Origin of the sequence: Chryseobacterium sp. GP-SGM7, assembly GCF_049166575.1 — a bacterium.
Lineage (GTDB): Bacteria > Bacteroidota > Bacteroidia > Flavobacteriales > Weeksellaceae > Chryseobacterium.
This window is the reverse complement of the sequence record NZ_JBMHFF010000002.1, coordinates 318,061-339,866: the sequence shown is the minus strand read 5'-3', so window position 1 is coordinate 339,866 and position 21,806 is coordinate 318,061. Positions and strand designations below refer to the sequence as shown.

Annotated in this window: 22 protein-coding genes and 1 pseudogene; 16 read left to right on the top strand and 7 right to left on the bottom strand. The window is 33.9% G+C overall.

The genetic code is table 11. The features are described from left to right. Positions 1 to 26: 26 nt before the first annotated feature. From ACOOWA_RS10315 to ACOOWA_RS10300, 4 genes are all read right to left on the bottom strand, one after another. A complete protein-coding gene (locus ACOOWA_RS10315; RefSeq protein WP_421375020.1) occupies positions 27 to 332 on the bottom strand; it encodes an NIL domain-containing protein in 306 nt (101 codons plus the stop codon). A gap of 271 nt (positions 333 to 603) precedes the next feature. Further along, positions 604 to 1,257, bottom strand: coding sequence for a YiiX/YebB-like N1pC/P60 family cysteine hydrolase (locus ACOOWA_RS10310; protein WP_421375018.1), 654 nt, complete (start codon positions 1,255 to 1,257; stop codon positions 604 to 606). Then, complete coding sequence (locus ACOOWA_RS10305) at positions 1,232 to 1,690, bottom strand: DUF1801 domain-containing protein (RefSeq protein WP_421375016.1); 459 nt, start codon at positions 1,688 to 1,690, stop codon at positions 1,232 to 1,234. Before ACOOWA_RS10305 ends, ACOOWA_RS10310 begins: the two co-directional genes overlap by 26 nt. 122 nt (positions 1,691 to 1,812) lie before the next feature. Continuing rightward, the gene (locus ACOOWA_RS10300; protein ID WP_421375014.1) at positions 1,813 to 4,395 is read right to left on the bottom strand and encodes a T9SS type A sorting domain-containing protein; all 2,583 of its coding nucleotides are present in this window, start codon (positions 4,393 to 4,395) and stop codon (positions 1,813 to 1,815) included. 265 nt (positions 4,396 to 4,660) lie between these two features. Between ACOOWA_RS10300 and ACOOWA_RS10295 the strand changes: the two genes are divergently transcribed. The 4 genes from ACOOWA_RS10295 (at position 4,661) to proC (ending at position 8,429) form a co-directional block, all read left to right on the top strand. Further along, positions 4,661 to 5,866 (top strand): pyridoxal phosphate-dependent aminotransferase, encoded by a 1,206-nt coding sequence (locus ACOOWA_RS10295; RefSeq protein ID WP_421375013.1) that lies wholly within the window; start codon positions 4,661 to 4,663, stop codon positions 5,864 to 5,866. A 48-nt stretch (positions 5,867 to 5,914) separates the two neighbouring features. Then, positions 5,915 to 6,352: a hypothetical protein gene (locus ACOOWA_RS10290; RefSeq protein WP_421375011.1), complete on the top strand. Its 438-nt coding sequence runs from the start codon at positions 5,915 to 5,917 to the stop codon at positions 6,350 to 6,352. Positions 6,353 to 6,377: 25 nt separating this feature from the next. Continuing rightward, a complete protein-coding gene (murB, locus tag ACOOWA_RS10285) occupies positions 6,378 to 7,391 on the top strand; it encodes a UDP-N-acetylmuramate dehydrogenase (protein ID WP_421375009.1) in 1,014 nt (337 codons plus the stop codon). Between the two features lie 234 nt (positions 7,392 to 7,625). Continuing rightward, positions 7,626 to 8,429, top strand: a complete 804-nt coding sequence (gene proC / locus ACOOWA_RS10280) for a pyrroline-5-carboxylate reductase (protein WP_421375007.1) — start codon at positions 7,626 to 7,628, stop codon at positions 8,427 to 8,429. A 149-nt stretch (positions 8,430 to 8,578) separates the two neighbouring features. Here the strand turns inward: proC and ACOOWA_RS10275 are convergent, their stop codons facing one another. Next, positions 8,579 to 9,160, bottom strand: a complete 582-nt coding sequence (locus tag ACOOWA_RS10275) for a hypothetical protein (protein ID WP_421375006.1) — start codon at positions 9,158 to 9,160, stop codon at positions 8,579 to 8,581. Positions 9,161 to 9,326: 166 nt separating this feature from the next. Between ACOOWA_RS10275 and ACOOWA_RS10270 the strand changes: the two are divergent. After that, a pseudogene (locus ACOOWA_RS10270) lies at positions 9,327 to 9,587 on the top strand (winged helix-turn-helix transcriptional regulator); the annotation flags it as partial. Here the strand turns inward: ACOOWA_RS10270 and ACOOWA_RS10265 are convergent. Then, positions 9,576 to 9,998 carry a VanZ family protein gene (locus tag ACOOWA_RS10265; protein ID WP_421375004.1) on the bottom strand — a complete coding sequence of 141 codons (423 nt, stop codon included), beginning with the start codon at positions 9,996 to 9,998 and terminating at the stop codon, positions 9,576 to 9,578. The pseudogene ACOOWA_RS10270 and the gene ACOOWA_RS10265 sit on opposite strands and share 12 nt — an antisense overlap. A gap of 55 nt (positions 9,999 to 10,053) precedes the next feature. Between ACOOWA_RS10265 and lnt the strand changes: the two genes are divergently transcribed. The 6 genes from lnt (at position 10,054) to ACOOWA_RS10235 (ending at position 13,915) form a co-directional block, all read left to right on the top strand. Then, positions 10,054 to 11,694 carry an apolipoprotein N-acyltransferase gene (lnt, locus tag ACOOWA_RS10260; RefSeq protein ID WP_421375002.1) on the top strand — a complete coding sequence of 547 codons (1,641 nt, stop codon included), beginning with the start codon at positions 10,054 to 10,056 and terminating at the stop codon, positions 11,692 to 11,694. A gap of 213 nt (positions 11,695 to 11,907) precedes the next feature. Beyond that, positions 11,908 to 12,150 carry a 50S ribosomal protein L28 gene (rpmB, locus tag ACOOWA_RS10255; protein WP_034760742.1) on the top strand — a complete coding sequence of 81 codons (243 nt, stop codon included), beginning with the start codon at positions 11,908 to 11,910 and terminating at the stop codon, positions 12,148 to 12,150. Between the two features lie 3 nt (positions 12,151 to 12,153). Further along, positions 12,154 to 12,336 (top strand): 50S ribosomal protein L33, encoded by a 183-nt coding sequence (rpmG, locus tag ACOOWA_RS10250; protein WP_027373683.1) that lies wholly within the window; start codon positions 12,154 to 12,156, stop codon positions 12,334 to 12,336. 19 nt (positions 12,337 to 12,355) lie between these two features. Further along, positions 12,356 to 12,508: a DUF4295 domain-containing protein gene (locus tag ACOOWA_RS10245; protein ID WP_002976755.1), complete on the top strand. Its 153-nt coding sequence runs from the start codon at positions 12,356 to 12,358 to the stop codon at positions 12,506 to 12,508. 146 nt (positions 12,509 to 12,654) lie between these two features. Further along, entirely contained in the window at positions 12,655 to 13,608 is a 954-nt protein-coding gene (ftsY, locus tag ACOOWA_RS10240; RefSeq protein WP_421374998.1) for a signal recognition particle-docking protein FtsY, read from the top strand. Positions 13,609 to 13,663: 55 nt separating this feature from the next. Next, positions 13,664 to 13,915, top strand: coding sequence for a GlsB/YeaQ/YmgE family stress response membrane protein (locus ACOOWA_RS10235; RefSeq protein WP_421374997.1), 252 nt, complete (start codon positions 13,664 to 13,666; stop codon positions 13,913 to 13,915). Positions 13,916 to 13,984: 69 nt separating this feature from the next. Here ACOOWA_RS10235 and sppA read toward each other — a convergent pair whose 3' ends face one another. Further along, on the bottom strand, positions 13,985 to 15,736 hold the full coding sequence (gene sppA / locus ACOOWA_RS10230; RefSeq protein WP_421374996.1) for a signal peptide peptidase SppA: 1,752 nt from the start codon (positions 15,734 to 15,736) through the stop codon (positions 13,985 to 13,987). 19 nt (positions 15,737 to 15,755) lie between these two features. Here sppA and folK point away from each other — a divergent pair, with 19 nt between their 5' ends. The 5 genes from folK (at position 15,756) to fmt (ending at position 21,800) form a co-directional block, all read left to right on the top strand. After that, complete coding sequence (folK, locus tag ACOOWA_RS10225; RefSeq protein ID WP_421374995.1) at positions 15,756 to 16,172, top strand: 2-amino-4-hydroxy-6-hydroxymethyldihydropteridine diphosphokinase; 417 nt, start codon at positions 15,756 to 15,758, stop codon at positions 16,170 to 16,172. A 23-nt stretch (positions 16,173 to 16,195) separates the two neighbouring features. Then, complete coding sequence (locus ACOOWA_RS10220; RefSeq protein ID WP_421374994.1) at positions 16,196 to 17,305, top strand: OmpA family protein; 1,110 nt, start codon at positions 16,196 to 16,198, stop codon at positions 17,303 to 17,305. A 49-nt stretch (positions 17,306 to 17,354) separates the two neighbouring features. Next, positions 17,355 to 18,806, top strand: coding sequence for an OmpA family protein (locus ACOOWA_RS10215; protein WP_421374993.1), 1,452 nt, complete (start codon positions 17,355 to 17,357; stop codon positions 18,804 to 18,806). A gap of 77 nt (positions 18,807 to 18,883) precedes the next feature. Next, the gene (locus ACOOWA_RS10210) at positions 18,884 to 20,785 is read left to right on the top strand and encodes a RecQ family ATP-dependent DNA helicase (protein WP_421374992.1); all 1,902 of its coding nucleotides are present in this window, start codon (positions 18,884 to 18,886) and stop codon (positions 20,783 to 20,785) included. A 67-nt stretch (positions 20,786 to 20,852) separates the two neighbouring features. Further along, a complete protein-coding gene (gene fmt / locus ACOOWA_RS10205) occupies positions 20,853 to 21,800 on the top strand; it encodes a methionyl-tRNA formyltransferase (protein WP_421374991.1) in 948 nt (315 codons plus the stop codon). Positions 21,801 to 21,806 lie beyond the last annotated feature (6 nt).

Sequence of the window (21,806 nt, the reverse complement as noted above, 5' to 3'; positions counted from 1 at the left end):
GCCCCTCAAACTATATGGACTTACAGTTATGAATACTTTCTGCAGGTATATTCTACAGTGGTATTCAAGAGTTTATTGTTGTTCAGAAAAAATTCCAATTCCTGAGATTCTTCCTGAGTTGCATTGATGTATAGCTGAAATGAGCCAAAATTGTTTCCGTTCATATACTCCACATTTGCGCTGAGCACTCTGTAACAAATTCCTGTTTGTTGATAGATTGCATTTAAAAGGTGATCAAATTTCATTTTCCCGTTCAACTCTACTTCTAAGATCAGTTCCTTTCTAATAAGGTTTACATTTTTTGGTTGCGCCTGCAAATTGGGTGTAATCATGACTAAAACATTTTTGATTAAACAATACTTTGTGAATTACATTTTGAAATATTTAATAATTAATTCCTGACAAAAGTATAAAAAAATATTAGTCTACCAAATTAGTAGAGTAATAAAATTCAATTTTAACATAAAAAAAGAGAAACTTCTCAGATTCTCTGCTATTATTCTTGTTTGAACGTGTAAAAGATAGCCACGAATACACGAATTTAATCATCTAAACTGTTAGTTAAAATAAAAAAATTCGTGTATTCGTGGCAAAAAAAGATTGTTACAATTCTTTAATCCGCAGAATTTTGTCTGAAGCTGCTAAACCATTCGGATTACAACCAAGCTTTCCTTCCGGAACCTGAAGATTTTTTTTAGCATAAAACTCTTCCCAAAATGTATTGGTATTTCCGGTATTCGGATCGATGAAAGTCATTGGCTCCAATTTGAAAATATGATCTTTTCTAAAAGCTCTTTCAATATAATCTGAACAATAATATGAGTTTTCCTCTAAAATATAATTGAAATTATACGGTTTTCCCAACATTGAATTTGCTTTCTCAATGGCATCGGGGATATTTTTCTGAAATTCAGGTTTCAGGCGATACAACACAACTTTTTGTCCGTCATCAGCTTGATCTTTTAAAAAATCATGCAAATTTTGTTTTTGAGAACCTCCTTTCGGAGCTGCATGAAGAACGAATGTTCCGTTTTTATCTTTCTGTAAAATTCCGATATGATCGAAAGATGCATTTTTTTGTTTTTGGGTTACATTATTAATTGCTCCGGATAAGCCTGTTTCTTTTGCAGTAACAAACAACAAATCTCCATTTTTTAAACCTGATGAAATTGAATTTTTACATCCTGAAAATACAATCAGAAAAATAAAAACTATTATCAGGTTGAAAAAATTATTTCTTTTTAAAATTGGTTTCATAAATATCAATCCATTCATCAACAGTCATTTTTTTACTCAGTTCGGCAATCAGTTCAAAAGGTATTTCATCCATTTTTTTGAAACGCACACAAGATTTTCCCATATCCAGTTTTCTTTTTGAATACTTTGGATATTCAGCAACGAACCAATCTAAAAGCTCAGGTTTTGCATACATTCCCATATGATATAAAGCGATAAAATTCTTCTGTGAAGCCAAGCTCATAAAAGGCAACGCCAAACCTGGTGTACAATGATAACCATTGGGATATTTCTCTAAAGGAACTTGCCAACCAACCATTCCGTAACTGATCCCTTTTTCGAAACCGGTCGGTAAATTATCTGTGATGGTATCAAACATTTTTTTGAAAACCTCCTGTCTTTCTTCGGGAATTTGTGAGAAATAGTCTTCTACGATTGTTGCGGGAATTTGCATTGTTATAATTTTTAACAAATTTAAAAATAAATGGTTTCGGTTAAACTTAAATTTTAAATAAAATAAAAACAGCCCTACAAAAAGATGTAGAGCTGCTTATAAAAAAATAATTCAAAAATAGTTTACTTTTTGATGGCTTTCACGGTATTTTGAGAACCGTCTTTGAAATACATTGTAATCAAATACAGTCCGGAATTCAATGAGTGCAAATTGATTTCCTTGGTAGGATTTTCAATTGTTTTTAATACTCTTCCATTAAAATCGAAGATTTTCACAGTTTTCAAATCTTTAGTTTCAGAAATATTAATTACGTCTGTAAAAGGATTTGGATAAACCTTAATATTGTTGTTCTTAACAGTAGATTCTGAAGTACTCAAATTAGCAGCTTCTACAGTAAAGTTATCGATATGGAAATCATAATCCTGAGTATCATTTACTGTTCCATCTGTACCATAGAATGCAAAAATGGTATTAGCATTATTATATCCTACTAAATCATATGAATATACTGTTGATGTATTTGAAGGCGTATTGGCAGCATTCCAAGTTTGAAGTGATGTCCAAGTAGTACCTCCATCGTTTGAAACCAGGAATTGAACATTATCATCAGATCCCATTGCTGAAGCTCCTGTGGCGTTATAAGCTGTTACACCATAATCAAATTTAACTCTGTAACCTCCAGCTGATAAATTAAAGGCAGCAGTCTTTAACCAGCCAGTTCTGTTAATATCATAAAGATTTATTCTCATAGAGTTAGCGCTTCCAACATTTAAGAAACCTCCGGATACCCAAAGTGGACTAGTTGTTGTTCCAGTTGGACCCGTTGCTGGTGTACCACCTGTTTGATTATTTGTCCAGCAATTACCTGGAATAGTACTGAAATCATTAGTATAAGATGGAACTATTGCAGCACATAAAGTAGTAAATGAACCTACATAAGACCACGTACTTTTATTTGTTGCTCCACATGAAGAACGTATCCATAGATAGTAAGTTGTAGCAGCATTTAATCCAGGAACAACTGTTGAGACACTTCCTGCAGCAGAACTACCTGAAATCGTTGTTGTGCCTACAGGAGCTGTATTTGTTGTTGAATAATAATATTCATACCCGTTTGCTGGAGCCGAAGTTGGAGCAGTCCATGAAACAGTAACATTATTTGCAGTAACAGCAGAAGTTGATACAGCTGTTGGCGGAAAACATGAAGGAGCCGCCTCCCAAACTACATCATCCCAATAATAACCTTTTCCATCGGCAGTGTTACGTACTGCTAATCTTGCGTTTGCAGGAACTGTAGCAGGTACAATTACTGTATATTCAGGATTTGTACTTGTATAATTTACATTAGTAATGCTTAAAGCCTGAAGCAAAACAAAAGTACTTGGATCCGTAGGATTTGTTACGTATCCAACATTCAATGTTCCGGTTGCAGCACTTACTCTTGCTTTTAATTTTAGCCAGTGAGTACCTGCATTAATGTTACTGAATTCTGGTAAAACAACTGTACTTGGTGTTTGTGTAGCAGTATTAGTCTGATAAAGATTTCGTGTTCCCGATGCAGGTGTAGTCGAACTTATTGACATTGTACCATTTACAAAATTCCTAACCCAACAATCTGGTAATGTAGTTGTTGCAGCATAAGAATCAAAATTCTCAGACAATGATGTCATTGGTCCACAAGCGGTTTTAAAAGTCCCGGCAAAAGACCAAACACTCTGAGCAGTTGCACCACCACAGTTTGTTCTTACCCAATAATAATAAGTTGTATTAGCCTGTAAGCTTCCAACAGGAGTTGTTATCCCAGCAATATTATTTAAAACAGGAGCTGTTGTAGAAGTTGGAGCAGTTGAGCTTGTACTATAATAAACTCCATAAGTTGCTGCTTGCGAACTTGATGATGCGGCCCAGTTAAGAGTTACACCATTTGCCGTAATATTAGTAGCAGCTTGTAATACCGGAGGCATACAAGTAGAATAAGCATCTGCAGAGAATGCAAAAATATTTGGAAGACCTGCGCCACTTGCTTTTGTGACTGTAACACTTTGTATTGTTTTCGTTTGATTTGCCGCATCAATTGTTAATTCAAACTGATATAGCCTTGGATTTGTTCCTCCTTCAGGAGATGGTACATCGTCGCCTGTTGCTGGAGTTACACCTGGCTTTTTAATTCTTCCGATACCTTGAATAGCAATGTTAGTACCTGTGTACCAATCTGCAATACTGATTCCTGAAAATGTCTGCGAAGTGGCATCTGAAAAATTCACAACCACATTTACCGTAGATGTTCCACTACCTGTAACAGCAAGCATATAAAGTTTTGTTGCAGCTTTAGGTGTTGTAAAAGTTAAGGTTCCTGCGTCATTTATTGCAGCTAATCTCAAAGAATTATTTGCACTTAAACTTGCAAGTTGATAACTCAATCCAGGAGTGGTATTTATAGCAGAATTAATAATTCCATTAACAGGAATACCATAAGTAATGGGGGTGCTTGTTGCAGTCAATTGAAAATCTCTGGCAACAAATGCGTAAGAAACACCATCTACATCGTTGTTCGTTGTAACAGATGAAGATCCTACACCATTAGCAATCACATCAGCATTAAAGCCTGAAGCAATTGGCATTGTCTGATAATTTTGTGCAAATGCAAGCGAACTGGTAAGAATTCCCAGCGCACCCAGCATGAGAGCTGGTTGTTTTCTTTTCATAAATAATTTTTATTAGTAAGGTGTAAAACTATGAATTAAATACAAAACCACAATATTATTTTTAAATTATTTTTAAGAAAAACTTAGCTATTAACATAATATACCCAATACATAAGCAATTGAACAATTAAAATGATCTAAATTTTAGAATTATTAACACAGATTTAATAATCAAAATGCAATACATAATATATGATAACCTTTAGTGAAATTTTGAGGTGTGCTGAAATATTTTGCTATTTTTGTACATACAAATTTTTAGATAATGCCAAATATTTCAAACAGAGCGCAGCAGATGCCGCCTTCACCGGTAAGAAAACTTGTTCCTTTTGCTTTACAAGCTAAACAGAGAGGTACAAAAGTATATCATTTAAACATCGGTCAGCCGGATATTGAAACTCCCGAAACCGCTCTCAATGCTTTAAAAAACATTGATTTAAAAGTTTTAGAATATGCTCTTTCAGAAGGAAATATTGAATACCGAAAAGCACTGACAGAATATTATCATTCTCTAGATTTCACAGATCTTACGCCAGATAATTTCATCGTTACCAATGGTGGCTCAGAAGCTTTAAATTTTGCTATTTCTACGCTTTGTGATGATGGTGATGAGGTAATTATTCCCGAACCATATTATGCTAATTACAATGGTTTTACGAGTACATTTAATGTAAATGTAGTAGCCATTCCTTCTTCTATTGACACTGGTTTTGCTCTTCCTCCGATCGAAGAATTTGAAAATAAAATTACCGCTAAAACCAGAGCAATTGTTATCTGCAATCCCGGAAATCCTACGGGTTATCTTTACACCCGTGAAGAACTTCAAAAATTAGCAGAAATTGCCATAAAATATGATATCGTTATCATTTCTGACGAAGTTTACAGAGAATATGTGTATGACGGAAAACAGCAGATTTCTATGCTTGCTTTTCCTGAATTAGCAGAAAACTGTATTATTATCGATTCAGAATCTAAGCGTTATTCAATGTGTGGCGTAAGAATAGGATGTTTAATTACCCGTTCGAAAAAAATTCATGATGCCGCAATGCTTTTTGCTCAGGCAAGATTAAGTCCTGTTTTATTGGGACAGATTGCTGCAACTGCAGCTCACCAGAATGATGGAGCTTACATCAGAGCTGTAAGAGAAGAATACACACTCAGAAGAAATGTTTTGGTTGATTTGCTGAATTCAATTCCCGGAGTTATCTGCCCGAAACCAAAAGGTGCATTTTATTGTGTTGCCGAACTTCCTGTAGATGATACTGAAAAGTTTGCACAATGGCTTCTTGAAAAATATACTTTAAATAACGAAACCATCATGGTTGCTCCTGCAGGAGGATTCTACAGCAATCCTGAATTAGGAAAAAAACAAGTAAGAATTGCTTACGTTCTGAAAGAAGAAGATTTAAGAAAAAGCGCAGAAATTCTGAAGAATGCGCTTGAAAAATATAAATTAGAGTTCAATCTTTAATCTCACTAAATCGGCAGTAGAATGAATGGTTTGAAAATCTTTTTTTCAATGTTTTTACTGCTGATTTTCTTTTCGTGCAGTGAAAAAACTGCGGATAAAAATTCAGATTCTAAAACTGAAGAAATTATTTCAATTGGCTTATCAGATATTGGCGGTCAATCGGGATATTACAGAGTCGTGAAAGCAACAAAGGATTCTATTCATTTCGAAACTGGCGAAACCTTAACGAAAAATCACAAAGAATGGCATGCTGCAATAAAACCTGAAGATTGGAAAAACATTATTTCTTCTTTTAAAATTAAGAATTTAGACCGTATCGAAAGTTCACCAAGCATTCAGCCGATTGACGGAATTGATGAGAGTTTTCAGATTAAAACCAATAAAAAATCTCACGTTTACGTTAATGCACAAAATGATATTCATTACAGACAATTTGCGAATTTCAAACAGCAAATTTTAAAGATTCTTCCTAAAGAATATCAATAAATAATTCAAATTCACAGAGAATCCAATGCAGGAAAATTTTTCATTAAAACCTTTCAATACTTTTGGTGTAGAAGCAAAAGCAAAATATTTCATTGAGGTAAATTCTGTTGACGAATTAATTGAAACCCTAAAATCCCCAAACACTAAATCTCTCCCACTCATTTTTATCGGAGGCGGAAGTAATCTCCTGTTTACCCAGGATTTTGACGGATTAGCGATCAAATTAAATTTAAAAGGAATTTCTGAAGAGATTTTAAATGAAAATGAAGTTTTAGTCACTGCAAAAGCAGGAGAAAACTGGCATGAATTCGTGCTATTTTGCTTGAATAAAAATTATGGAGGTTTAGAAAATCTTTCATTAATTCCCGGGAACGTGGGAACTTCGCCGATGCAGAATATCGGAGCTTACGGAACGGAGATTAAAGATATTTTTGTGGATTGTAAAGTTCTAAACCTTGAAACACTTGAAGTAGAAACTTTTGATCTTGAAAAATGCAGATTCGGATACAGAGATTCTATTTTTAAGCAGGAAGGAAAAGGAAAATATGTGATTTTGGAAGTTCGTTTTAAACTGACAACCAAAAACCATTCAATGAAAACAGAATACGGCGCCATACAATCTGAACTGGAAAATTTAGGGATAAAAAATCCTGCCATTCAGGATATTTCGAAAGCTGTTATTAATATCCGACAAAGCAAACTTCCCGATCCAAAAAAAATCGGGAACGCCGGAAGTTTCTTTAAAAACCCTACAATTCCTTTAATTCAATTTGAAAATTTAAAAAAACAATTTCCTAATATTCAGGGCTATCCGAATGGTGAATTTGTAAAAGTTCCTGCAGGATGGCTGATCGAACAATGTGGCTGGAAAGGAAAACAAATCGGAAACGTTGCTTCGCATCAATTACAGGCTTTAGTAATTGTTAATGCAACAGGAAACGCAACAGGAAAGGAAATTTTTGATTTTTCCACGATGATTATTGATTCTGTGAAAGAGAAGTTTGCGATTGAGTTGGAGAGAGAGGTGAATATTCTTTAAAATTATATTTTTTTCAGATAAAGTAAATTTAATTTCTATTTAAAACAATTCTATCATTTGTTTTAACAGAATAGTTTATTTTAGTTTTATATTTCTAAAATAATTATGGCCGAAAAAACTTATTCTGATAAAGAATTCAAGAAAATTATAAAAAATCATATTGACTTAATTTTAATGATAATTACTCTGTCGTTTTCAGAAAATATATAATTGAATAAATAAAACAACACAAATATGAAAATTGCCATCATTGGAGCCGGAAACATGGGCTTATCTTTTTCAAAATCATTTCTGAAATATGAACTGATAAAGCCTGAAAACCTTCATCTTATTACAAGAAATCAGTCTAAAATTCAGAAAATTTCAGAAGAATTTCCAAAATCTAAAATTTCAATATTTGATGAAGTGAGAGAACTGGATGCTGATCTAATTATCATCGCTGTAAAACCGCAGGATTTTCAAAAAGCGGCTGAGAGTTTTCAGTTTTCTTTAAAACAAAATCAGATGATTTTGTCGATTATGGCAGGAATTAAAATTGAGAAAATTCAAAAATTACTAAATCATAAATTGGTTGTGCGCGCAATGCCCAACTCTCCTACTCTTTTAGGAATGGGAATTACAGGCTATACTTCTGCAGAAGGAACTGCATTCAATGAATTAATGAATATTGAGCGACTTCTCAACAGCACCGGAAGATCTGTTTATCTGGAAAATGAAGAATTATTAGACGGCGTTACTGCGCTTTCAGGAAGCGGACCAGCATATTTTTATTACATCGTTGATGCAATGATTAAAGCCGGAACAGAAATGGGAATTGAAGAAAATCTTTCTAAACTTTTTGTAAAGCAGACGATGTTGGGCGCTTATCATCTGATTAATAATTCCGAAAAAAACCTTGAAGAACTCATCAAAGATGTTGCTTCAAAAGGCGGAACTACTGAAGCCGCACTGAGAACTTTTGATGAAAATAACTTCAAAGAAATTCTTCAAAAAGGAATTTTAAATGCTGAAAAACGTGCAAAGGAACTGAACGGATAAATTTAAACCATTAAGGTTTTATTAAAGAGTTAAGATGATTAAGAAAATATCTTCAATATTTTTTAAGCTTTAAATTCGCTTACGAAAACTCAACTTTTCTCAACTTTATAATAGAACCTTAATGGTTTTTCTCTAAAAAAATCTTTGTTTTATTTCCTGATCATCGGAATCTGCAAGTTTGTAGGACGGTTTTCTTCTGTATCAAAACCTCTTCCATCGATGTTTCTCGCTCCCCAAAACATCATGTCTTTGTACAGATAAATCAAATCGTATTCTTTGAAAACATCTCCCTCATTTAAACCAAAAGGAAGAAATTTTTTCTTTAGAATATCTTGTGATTTCCCAATTTCCCATTGATCGAATCCATCTTTTGCCAGGTTATTCAATACATCTGCAAAATTTTGAATCAATGGAGTTACTTCATAACTATGGTCCGCAGTAAAATCTACTTTTTGCGCGCCTTCAGCAATTGGATAATCACCCTGAAATTCCATTCTACCTTTTATCAGCATTTTCACCAAAGGAATCTTTCCGAAAGCATCTGCATAATTGATAATTTCCAACGTAAATTGATCTTCCGGTAAAAAACTGAATGATCTTGTTAAATAAAATGGTTTTAAACTTCCATCTTCGTTTTTGAATGCGCTTGGACGAACTTCAACAACAATGCTTTTCCAATCGCCTAATGCGTCTTTTTTAATTTCTTCTAATAATAATCCTTTGTTATCCATCTTTTAAATTGTTTTTAATTATTTCAAAAGTAATATTTTTGTCTGATAATTGTTATTAAGATAAAAATTTACACTTAGTACATTTTTTAAGACCAATGGAAAATAAAAGAATTTCAATCCTCATAATTGTCCCGTTACACATTTTTATAACAAGGTAGGAGGAAAATGGAAAACGGTGATCTTGTATGGTATCAGCAAAAATGTAAATCGTTTAAGCTTGCTTCAAAAGGCAATTCCGATGATCAGTAAACAGATGCTGATCAATCAATTAAGAGAATTGGAGGAAGATTTTATTATTGAAAGAAAAATTTTTGCCGAAATCCCGCCACGCGTTGAATACAGTCTTACAGAATATGGAGAATCTTTCATTTCTGTCATTAATGTTATTCAGGATTGGGGATTGAAAGATATGGAATTAAATCACTAGGTTTGGGAAGCTCTTTTCTATAAATTTCCGGAGCAAAAATCCAAGAAAAATGCCAAAAGTATTCAGAATAATATCATCTACTTCAAAAATCCCCATTCTTGTAAAATACTGAAGTGCTTCAATGATTGTGATTGCCGAAATAAAATTAAAAAGTAAGCTTTTTAAATCTTTAAGCTCAGAAAAAATCCATCCCAAAAATCCGAAAGGAATAAACATTACAACATTTCCAACAACAATAATCATAATCTCTTCCCAGGAAATACTTCCTATAATGAAATTAATCGTAGAAAATACAGGTTTTATTGTCAATAAATTATTCTCCGTCTGAGTTCTTCCCATCCCGAAAAACATGAGATAGAGCAAAAACAAGGTGTAAGGAACGATAATAATTTTATAAAATTTCTTTAACATCAATTGCAAAGTTATTCATTTCAAAAACATTAAATTTGTGTGTTAAATTAATTTAATGAAATACGTTTTACTTACGCTCATTTCAGCGATGCTGCTTTCGGTTTCCTGGCCGACATACGGAATTCCGTTTTTTATATTTTTTGCATTGGTTCCTCTTTTAATCATGGAACATGATGTGTCTAAATTTTCAAAATACAACAGAAAAAGCTGGGTTGTTTTCGGACTTTCTTATCTATGTTTCGTAATCTGGAATGTTGTAACGACAGGTTGGCTGTACGGTTCAAAAAATCCGGACGGGAGTCATTCGATGATGGCAGTTTTATTTCCGGTTTTGGTTAATTCTTTCTTGTATTCACTGGTTTTTCAATGTTATCATTGGTATAAAAATGCGCAGGGAACGTATTGGGGAATGGCTTTTTTGGTGGCAATATGGATGGGTTTTGAAAAATTTCATTTGAACTGGCAGCTTACCTGGCCCTGGCTGAATCTTGGAAATTCTTTTTCAGATTATCCTAAACTTATTCAATGGTATGATACTTTGGGCTCAACAGGTGGAAGCTTCTGGATTTTGCTTGTAAATTTATTGATATTCTACACCATCAGAATTTGGCAGGCTGGAAGAAAAAGAAAAGATTTAATAATAAATATTTCTGCAACGGTGCTTTTAATTGGTTTACCGATGATTATTTCGTTAATAAAATATAATCAATTTAATGAAAAACCAATTGGTGAAGTGAGCGTTTTAATGCTGCAACCCGATCTTGATCCTTATGGTGAAAAATATTCTAAAGACAGCATCACCATTCAGAATGAGCTTCTCGCTTTAGCAGAAAATAATACAAAAGGAAAAATTGATTATTATATTGCTCCCGAAACCGCAATTCCGGGAAGAGGTTCAATCTCTGAAACAGCTTTTGAAAAGAGTGAGTTATTAAATAACGTGAAAGGATTTCTCACCAAACATCCCGGATCTACATTTGTGACAGGAATTTCATCACATCGCTTTTTTTTAGATGAAAATAATTTGCCGAGAGATGCTTATCAGATCAACGACAGAGTTTGGGTTGAAAATTACAATTCTGCAGTTCAGATTATCCCGAATCAGAAAGTTGAAGTTTACCACAAAGGAAAATTGGTTCCGGGAGTTGAAATTTTCCCTTACATGAATGTTTTAAAGCCACTTTTGGGTGATGCGATGATTAATTTAGGCGGAACTGTCGCTTCATTGGGAACAGATAAAGAACGTGTCGCTTTTTCAAACCCTTTTAATAAAGGAAAAATTGCTCCTATTATTTGCTATGAAAGTATTTATGGAGAATTTGTAACAGATTATGTAAAAAAAGGTGCCAATTTTCTAGGAATTATGACCAATGATTCCTGGTGGGGCGTTACAGAAGGTCACAAACAGCTTTTATCTTATGCCAAAATGAGAGCTATTGAAACCAGAAGAGAAATCGTACGCTCTGCAAATAGCGGAATTTCTGCGCATATCAATGCAAAAGGTGAGATTTTGGAAGATACGTTCTATGGCGACCAAACTGCTTTATTCGCAAAAGTACATCTGTATGAAGGTGAGACGTTTTATGTAAGAGCCGGAGATTTCCTATCCAGAGTTTCTATATTTGCTTTAGGATTTCTTTTGTTTTATTTTTTAATTAAGAGATTTCAGGATAAGATGCAAAAAAAGAAGGCATAATTTTAAATATTTAAAATCTTAATTTTCACCGTTGATGTTATTTTAGAAATAATATTAAAACCGCTCTATCAAGCAGTTATTACATTCAAATGATTTCAAAGTAAAAATAAATGACAAATATTTATTATAAAAACTTTGCATAAAACTTGTCTGTCTAAAAATTTATTTGTTATTTTGCAACCTCAAATATTATACAAATAAGAACATCGAGATATGTCAAGAATTTGCCAGATAACAGGAAAGCGTGCAATGGTTGGTAACAACGTTTCCCACGCTAATAACAAAACGAAGCGTCGTTTTGAAATTAACTTATTGGAAAAGAAATTTTACCTTCCAGAGCAAGATAAGCACGTTACTTTGAAAGTATCAGCTCATGGATTGAGAATCATTAACAAGATTGGAATCGAAGAAGCTATCGAAAGAGGCATCAGAGAAGGATTGATTAAAAAGAACTAAATCATGGCAAAAAAAGGAAATAGAGTTCAAGTAATTCTTGAATGCACAGAGCACAAAGAAAGCGGTATGCCGGGAATGTCTAGATACATTTCTACAAAAAATAAAAAGAACACTACAGAAAGATTGGAATTGAAAAAATACAATCCGGTTCTTAAGAGATCTACCCTTCACAAAGAAATCAAGTAATTTATAAATATAATTTACCATGGCAAAGAAAGTAGTAGCAACCCTACAAAGCGGACAGTCAAAAAAAATGACTAAAGTTGTGAAAATGGTGAAGTCATCTAAATCAGGTGCTTACGTTTTCGAAGAAAAAGTAATGAATGCAGACGAAGTTGACGGTTATTTGAAAAAATAATCAGTTACTTTATTTACAATATAAAAACTACTCATTTTTTGGGTAGTTTTTTTGTTATCTTTGCTTTCAATCTGGCTGGAAGTTACTAACATCAAACTTCAAACACCCAGCTTCCATCAGTAACAATAAATTCCATAATTCATACAATGAGTTGGTTTAAAAATATTTTTAAAAAAGAAGAAAAAGAAACTTTAGATAAAGGATTGGAAAAATCTAATCAGGGTTTTTTTGAAAAAATGACGAAAGCCGTAGTCGGCAAAAGCAAAGTAGATGACGAAGTTCTGGACAACTTAGAAGAAATACTTATCGCTTCTGATGTAGGCGCTTCTACCACTATTAAAATCATCGAGAGAATTGAAGAACGTGTTTCAAGAAACAAATATGTCGGCGTAAATGAACTAGACCAGATTCTACGTGAAGAAATTTCAGGACTTCTCTTAGAAAACCCTCATTCTGGAAGCGGCAATATTGATACTTCAAAAAAACCATACGTAATTATGGTTGTCGGTGTAAACGGCGTAGGAAAAACCACCACAATCGGAAAGCTGGCTCATCAGTTTAAATCTGAAGGAAAAAAAGTAGTTTTAGGTGCGGCAGATACATTCAGAGCTGCTGCTGTCGATCAATTGGTTATCTGGAGCGAAAGAGTGGGTGTACCGATTGTAAAACAGGAAATGGGTTCAGATCCTGCCTCCGTTGCTTTTGATACCGTACAAAGTGCGGTAGCTCAAGATGCAGATGTTGTAATCATTGATACTGCAGGAAGACTTCACAATAAGATTAATTTAATGAATGAGCTTTCTAAAATCAAAAGAGTGATGCAAAAGGTAATTCCTGATGCTCCACATGAGATTTTACTGGTTCTTGACGGCTCTACAGGTCAGAATGCTTTTGAACAGGCAAAACAGTTTACAGCAGCAACAGAAGTAAATGCTTTAGCAGTAACAAAATTAGACGGAACAGCAAAAGGAGGTGTAGTAATAGGAATTTCAGACCAATTTCAGATTCCGGTAAAATATATTGGTGTTGGCGAAAAGATGCAGGACCTTCAGCTTTTTAATGGTACAGAGTTTGTAGATTCATTTTTCAAAAAGAGGTAATTCTTCTTTTGAATATAACAAATCAATCAAATTATTAACATTAAAATTGTAGACTATGGGAATTTTAACATGGATTATCTTCGGACTTATCGCAGGAGCAATTGCAAAAGCTTTACACCCTGGAAAAGATCCTGGAGGCTGGGTAATAACAATCATCATTGGTATTTTAGGTGCAATGTTGGGAGGATGGCTTGGTTCTATGATCTTTGGAGTAGATGTAACAGGATTTAACTTTTCCAGCTTTCTTGTTGCAATCGGAGGATCAGTTTTACTTTTAGCAATCTACCGAATGGTTACTAAAAAATAGAAACATTCACTAAAAATAAAATCCCGATTTGATAATTTCAAATCGGGATTTTTTATGAACAATATTAATTTAGTTAATCTTAATTTTATAAGGCATTTCCATTTTCACCTCAGATTTCAGTTTTTCATCGGTAAGCTGTTCTAAGATTTCATAGTTGGCTTTACCAATTTTATTTTTAATTACTCTTGCAGAAATATCATCTTCATTTAAGTCTTCAAAGATCTGCTCAAAAGCCGTCATTTTTTTAGGATAAGAAGCCACACTGTAAGATTTTAAGTTTGCTTTCTGCGCTGCAAATTTTACAGCATCATTTAAAGTTCCCAATTCATCAACCAGACCGATCTCTTTTGCGCGAACTCCACTCCAGACTCTTCCTCCACCCACATTATCGATTTCTTCAAAAGTTTTCTTTCTGTTTTGAGTTACAAAATGAACGAATCTTTTGTAAGTTCCTTCCACACTTCTCGTCATTACATTCACTCCGTAAGGTGTAAGACCGTGCAATGAAGAATAGTATGCTGAATTGGCATTGGTCGCCACAATATCAGAACGAACACCATTTTTATTGGCAATATCTTTAAAGTAAGGCATTACCCCAAAAACACCGATTGATCCCGTCAAAGTATTAGGTTCAGAATAAATTTTATCTGCTCCCATTGCTATATAATATCCACCTGAAGCAGCGTAATCACCAAATGAAACAACCAAAGGTTTCTTCTTTTTCAACTGTTGAAGCTCAAAAAGAATCTCATCAGAAGCATTTGCACTTCCACCCGGAGAATTAATTCTTAAAACTACGGCTTTCACTTTATTGTCTTCCTGAAGATCTTTGATGTATTTAATATATTTTTCAGAATAAATTTCGTTGTACTCATCACCATTATTGATAGAACCTGAAGCGTATAAAACAGCTACTCTGTCACCAGATTTTTCTTTATCTGTAAACGAATCAATATATTTATGCAAAGAAACTCTGTTTAATTTATCATCAGCTTTCAGATTTAGTTTTGCTCTGATAATTTGATCGTACTCTGTTTTCTGAATCAGTTTATCGGCTAATTTATATTTTAAGCTTAAATCAGGAATCATTCCGTACAAACTATCCACAACAGTTTTAAACTCATCAGCTTTCATTTTTCTTGAAGCAGCCATCTTTGAAGATGTATTTCCCCAAATATCATTTAATAAAGTACTTAGCTGCTCCTGGTTTTCGGGTGAAATATCATTTCTTAAAAACGGCTCTACCGCAGATTTGAATTTTCCGTGACGGATCACTTCAATTCCGATCCCGTACTTTTCAGCAAAATCTTTAAAGAAAGTAACTTCTGTAGCCAAACCTTTTAATTCAATCCCACCTGACGGATTCAAATAATATTGATCAGCAACTGAACCCAAATAATAAGAAGCCTGAGAAACCGAATTTCCGTAAGCGTAGACAAATTTTCCGCTTTTCTTGAAATCTTCAATCGCATTTCTTAAATCATCAATCTGGGTAGTACCTGCACTGAAATTATCTACCTCAATACTGATTCCCTTGATATTATCATCTTCTTTGGCTTTATGGATAGCTTCCACAGCATCATAAATAAGAATGCTGCTTTTCTTTTTCATATTAAATATACTCTGTTGCTCTTCAGTAGGACTGTCGATGATAGCAGTATTGAGATTAATAGTTAAAACAGAATTCTTTTTTACTGAAACAGATTTCTCACCACTTATAGAGCCCACAGCAATCATTATAATAAAAAAGAAGAAAAACACGAAGCATAATAGTACAATAGCGACTATATTTGCTAATACATTTTTAAAGAAACTCTTCATAAACAATCATTTTTCTTATATGTCGCAACATACAGTGGTTTTGTTACTCGGAAGTAACATTGGTGATCAAAAAAAAAACATTGATATCGCATTAAATAAAATTAGTGAGACCTGTTCTATATTAAAAAAAAGTGAATATTTAATATCTGAAGCCGTAGAATTTGCCAGTTCTAATATTTTTTGTAATATTGCAACATTAATATCTACTCACCAATCACCAATCCAACTGCTTGATTACGTGAAAAAAATAGAGATTGATATGGGACGGCTTACAGACTCTACAATCTCAAAAGTTTACACAGATAGAATTATAGACATTGATATAGTGAGGTATGATGAGTTAAAATTCAAATCAGAAAGATTAGAAATTCCCCATAAGAAACATCTTTTTGAAAGAGAATTTTCTCAGATATTATTGAGAGATTTTATTTTATAAAAACAACAAATAAAACATATTGTATGAAATTAGGTTTATTATTATTGGCCGTTTTGCCCATTGCTACTTATGCTCAGGACAGTATTTCGGTAAACTCTACAAACGAATATCCCAATACGTTTTCTTCTGGCTCTGCAAATATTCAAAAGTTTGATAACAAAGCCAGGCGATTTAACGATTGGTCTATCTCCGTTGGAGGAGGTGCAGCGTTTATGATGAATTCGGATCTTACATCATTTTATGATAAAAAGATCAATTGGGGATACAACAGTTACGTAAGCATTGACAAACAGATATCTCACACATTCGGAATCAGCATTGTGTACCAGAGAGGTGAGACGAATCAAAAAGGAATGCAGGATGGTGCACGTGGACAGCTTGCTGGTGTAGGAACTGCAAAAACAAAATACAACCAGATTGCCGTTTTGGGAGATATTAATCTTTCAAATCTTTTGAGAAGAGTCGACAATTATTCCAGCTACAGATGGGCTTTTCATGGCTACGGTGGAATCGGTCTGATGAATTTCAATACTTCTTTACACGACAATGACGAATTTAGATGGAGCAATTCACCTAAACGTATACCTTTGTTCATTGATCAGAAATTGGATATCAACTCATTTTACTTTCAAATGGGAGCTGGTCTTAAATACAAAGTATCAAGACTTATTGACATTGAAGCACGAGCAATGTATATCATCAGCGGAGATGATGAATTTGATGGTGGAGGAAATGCAGATCCGCATGATTATGATCCTACAAGTACAAACTCCAAATATAACATGATCAACGATAAGAGATCAGATAATATGCTTACCGTTAATTTAGGTGTATCATTTAAATTAGGGAAACATATGTCTCATCTTGCATGGCATGATCCTTTGCAGGAAGTTTATTACAGAGCCAATGTACTAGACAATACCACCAATGAATTGGTTGTTTGTGAAAAAGGTGATAATGACAATGATGGCGTTTGTGATGATTGGGACAGAGAGCTTAATACTCCGGCTGGAGCTAGAGTTGATGGTGCTGGTGTAGCTTTGGATATGGATCTTGACGGCGTAATAGATCTTTATGACAAATGTGTTACAGTTCCAGGTTCTCCAGATAATAACGGTTGTCCTATTAATTAATAATCTGCACAACCAAAAATTCATTTAATAACAAATAAAAAAATACACTATGAAATTAAGTTTAGCAATTGTTGCCTTAGCATTGGCTGTACCTACAGTGAGCTATGCACAAGATTCAATAGCGGTAGCTTCTACAAACGAATATCCAAATACTTTTTCTTCCGGCTCTGCCAATATCTCTCCATTTACTCAAAAATCAAAAAGATTTAATGATTGGGCAGTTTCATTTGGAGCAGGTGTTCCGTTGATGCAGTCGGCTGATTTGACATCTATAAAAAATGGTAATGGTAAAAACCTGTTTGGCTATTCCGCTTATGTAAGTATTGATAAAGCAATTACTCATGCTTTCGGAATTAATTTACAGTATGACAGAGGAGAAACCAGACAAGGATGGTTTAATACAAAAGATGCTGCTCCGGCTGATTTAAGCAAAGTTGGTGCAAGAACACAATATGATGCAATATCAATTTTAGGAGACCTCAATTTCTCAAATCTGTTGAGAAGAGTGGATAACAAATCTACTTACAGATGGGCATTACATGGTTACGCTGGTATCGGTACACTCGCCTACAGAGCCTACCAAAAAGACGCTACAGGACAAAGACTGATGACCGAAATTAAACCTTTTAAATTTGGATCATTCTTCGGACAAGCAGGAGCAGGAGTTAAATTTAAAGTAAACAGCAGATTAGATCTTGAAACAAGATTAATGTATGTTTACACAGGTGATGATGAATTTGACGGCGGAGGAGCACAATACAGTGCAATCAACCAACGTGAAGAGCAGGTTTCAGATAACTTCTTCAATGCTACAGTTGGTTTGTCCCTAAAATTAGGAAAACACGAATCTCACTTGATGTGGCACGATCCGTTGCAGGAAATCTATTACAAGCTTGATGTTTTGGCCAACAAAAACCAGGATATTGAAGTTTGTAAAAAAGGAGATGCTGATAATGACGGAGTTTGTGACGATTGGGACAGACAACTTGATACTCCTGCTGGAGCAAGAGTTGACGGTGCAGGTGTAGCTTTAGACACAGATTTAGATGGAGTGATTGATCTTTACGATAAATGTGTGACAGTTCCAGGACCGGTTGAAAACCAAGGTTGTCCATTGACTCCTACTGAACCAACTGGACCCGTAAAAGAATCAGTTACAAACATGGAAGGAATTGAGTTTGATCTAAATTCTGATAGAATTTTATCTTCAAATACCCCAATTCTTAACAATGCTGTAAACTATATCAATTCTTCAAACGGTACTTATACTGTAATCGGAGCAACTGATACAAGAGCATCTGATGAGTACAATCAAAAGTTATCTGAAAGAAGAGCAAACAGTGTAAAAAACTACCTGATCAAAAATGGTGTAGATTCTTCAAAATTAAATGCTGTAGGTAGAGGTGAAAAAGACCTTAAATATCCTGAGTGTGATCCTGCTACTAAATGTCCTGAATGGAAAAACAGAGCAAACAGAAGAGTTTACTTCGAAGCTAAATAATAAAATTTCTTATTATAAATTAAAAGTCACGCATTGCGTGGCTTTTTTTGTCTTAATACTTTTATTACATTTACTCTATGATTTCTCCGCAAGATTTTACAGACTTAAAAAGTAAAACCCTAAAGCATTTTTGGGGGTACGATCATTTCAGAGATTCGCAGGAACAGATTATTGATTCTGTAATGAAACGAAATGACACCCTGGTTTTACTTCCCACAGGAGCAGGAAAATCACTGTGTTACCAACTTCCATCTTTGTTGCAGGAAGGAACTTGTCTCGTCATTTCTCCGCTTTTAGCATTAATGAAAGATCAGGTAAACCAATTAAAATTCAGAGGAATTGAAGCAGAATATCTAAGTTCGGAATTGGATGAGTTTGATGCTGAAGTAATCTATAACCGATGCAAAGATGGTTTAACTAAATTATTATACGTTTCTCCTGAACGATTGACCAATAAGCTTTTTTTACAACAAATTGAAGAAATTCAGTTGTCATTTATTGCGGTGGATGAAGCGCACTGTATTTCAGAATGGGGACAAGATTTCAGACCCAGTTATCAGAATATTAAAGATTTCAGAAAAAACAATCCTGAGATTCCATGTCTTGCATTAACGGCAACGGCAACTCCAAAAGTTCTAAATGAAATTAAGACCAAACTGGAACTCAAAAATCCTCAGATTTTTCAGAAAAGCTTCAAAAGAGATAATATTAAGATATTTTCAGACGAAATTTCAGACAAATATCAAAAGGTTTTTAATATTCTTAAATATGCTAAAGAATCCGGAATTATCTATGTAAGAACCCGTAAAGATGCTGAATTACTCACAGAATTTCTGCACCGGAAAAAAATTGAGAATGTTGATTACTTCCATGCTGGACTGTCTACCAAAGAAAAAAATGAGAGGCAGAACTTTTGGAATAACAGCAATCAAAATGTTTTAATTTCCACCAACGCTTTTGGGATGGGTATTGATAAAGATAATGTACGTTTTGTCATCCACTTCTCCCCTTCCCAATCGATTGAAAATTATTACCAGGAAATTGGCCGTGCCGGAAGGGATGGTAAAAAAAGTTATGCATTCATGCTGTGGAATCAGCAGGAAATTTCAAATTTTGATCAAATTTTAAGAAATCAAATTCCAAGTAAAACAGAATTTTTAAAAATTATCAGTTATTTGTATTCGAAATTTAAGGTTGCTGAATTTGAGCTTCCCGAGAAAGTTTTTCAACTAAATACATCAGGAATTCAGAGTTTCACAAAACTTTCAATGGCAAAAATTAAAAATGTTCTGAATTTTCTTCATACCCAGGAAATTATTTTTCACAACAGTAACAAAAGTCTTTCGTCACTCGAACTTCTTATTAAACCTGATGAAATCGATCAGCTCCCTTCAAAAGACGCTTATTTCATTGAATTAATGTTGAGAACTATTTCAGGAATTACAACGCATAAAGTAATGTTCAGCGAACAAAAAGTAAGCGATAAAATTGGAGTAAGCGTTCATATCATTAAAGAAAGGCTAAAAGAACTTCAGCAGAAAAATTATTTGGAATATATTGATGGCGCATTAGCTTCAGTAAAATTTTTAAAACCAAGAGATGAACGCTCAAGCGGAGGAGCTTATTGGAAATTGTTTGAGCATATTCAAAAAAATAAAATCCAGAAGTGGGAAGAAATGAAGTTTTATATTGAAGACCATCAATATTGTAAGATGAAGCTGATTCTCTCCTACTTTGGTGAAAAAACGCCAAAAAACTGCGGACAATGTACGGTTTGCGAAAAAAATAAGCAATCTATTTTCGGTAAAAATATTTCTTCAGAAATCATTAAAGTTTTAACTAAAAATCCGGCAACCATTGAAGAAATTTCAATTCAATTACAGTTTCAAACAAAAGAAAACATCCTAGAAAACCTTATTTTCTTGTTGGATTCCGGAAAAGTAAAAATGTTGAATTTCCGTACTTATGCCTTGACATAAATAATGAGTAATGAAATTCACAACTCTTATCTTCTAACTTATAACTCAAGAGTTTTATCTTTGCATCATGAAATCATTGAAAGTCGTTTTTTTAGGTACCCCGGAGTTTGCGAAGACTTCTTTGGAAGCCATTCATCAATCCCATCACGAAGTTGTAGGCGTTGTCACCGTTGCAGATAAAGCAAGTGGGCGCGGACAAAAAATCAATCAGTCTCCCGTAAAAGTTTATGCTGTTGAAAATAATCTTCCTGTTTTCCAACCTGAAAAACTGAGAAACCCCGAATTTTTAGAAGAACTGAGAAAATTAGAGGCCGATGTTTTTGTAGTTGTTGCTTTCAGAATGATGCCAAAAGTTTTATTTGAAATGCCAAAAATGGGAACTTTCAATCTTCATGCTTCCCTGCTTCCTGATTACAGAGGTGCAGCTCCGATTAACTATGCTGTTATTAATGGAGAAGAAAAAACGGGTGCAACAACATTTTTCATCAACGAAAAAATCGACGAAGGAAATATTTTATTACAGGAAGAAATTCCTGTTTTGGGGGATGAAAATGCAGGTCAACTTCACGACAGATTAATGGAAATGGGTTCAAAATTAGTTGTGAAAACCTTGAATGGATTAGCTGAAAATTCAATCATTGAAAAACCTCAACCAGAAGTTGAGCATCCAAAAAATGCTTATAAAATATTTAAAGAAGATACTAAAATCGACTGGACAAAATCTTCAAGAGAAATTCACCAGTTTATCTTAGGAATGTCACCTTATCCCGCAGCTTTTACGACTTTGAAAATCGGAGAAGATGAAAAAGGGTTAAAAATATATGATGGAAAATTTGAAATTTTAAATCATGACCATTCAGTCGGAAGTTTAGAAATCTCTAAAAGCGAATTTAAAATCTACACGAAAGACGGAATTTATTATCCGTCAGAACTTCAGTTAGAAGGAAAGAAAAGAATGAATATTAAAGATTTTCTAAACGGATTTAGAAATTTTGACGAAATAAAAATGGCTTAAAAAAAA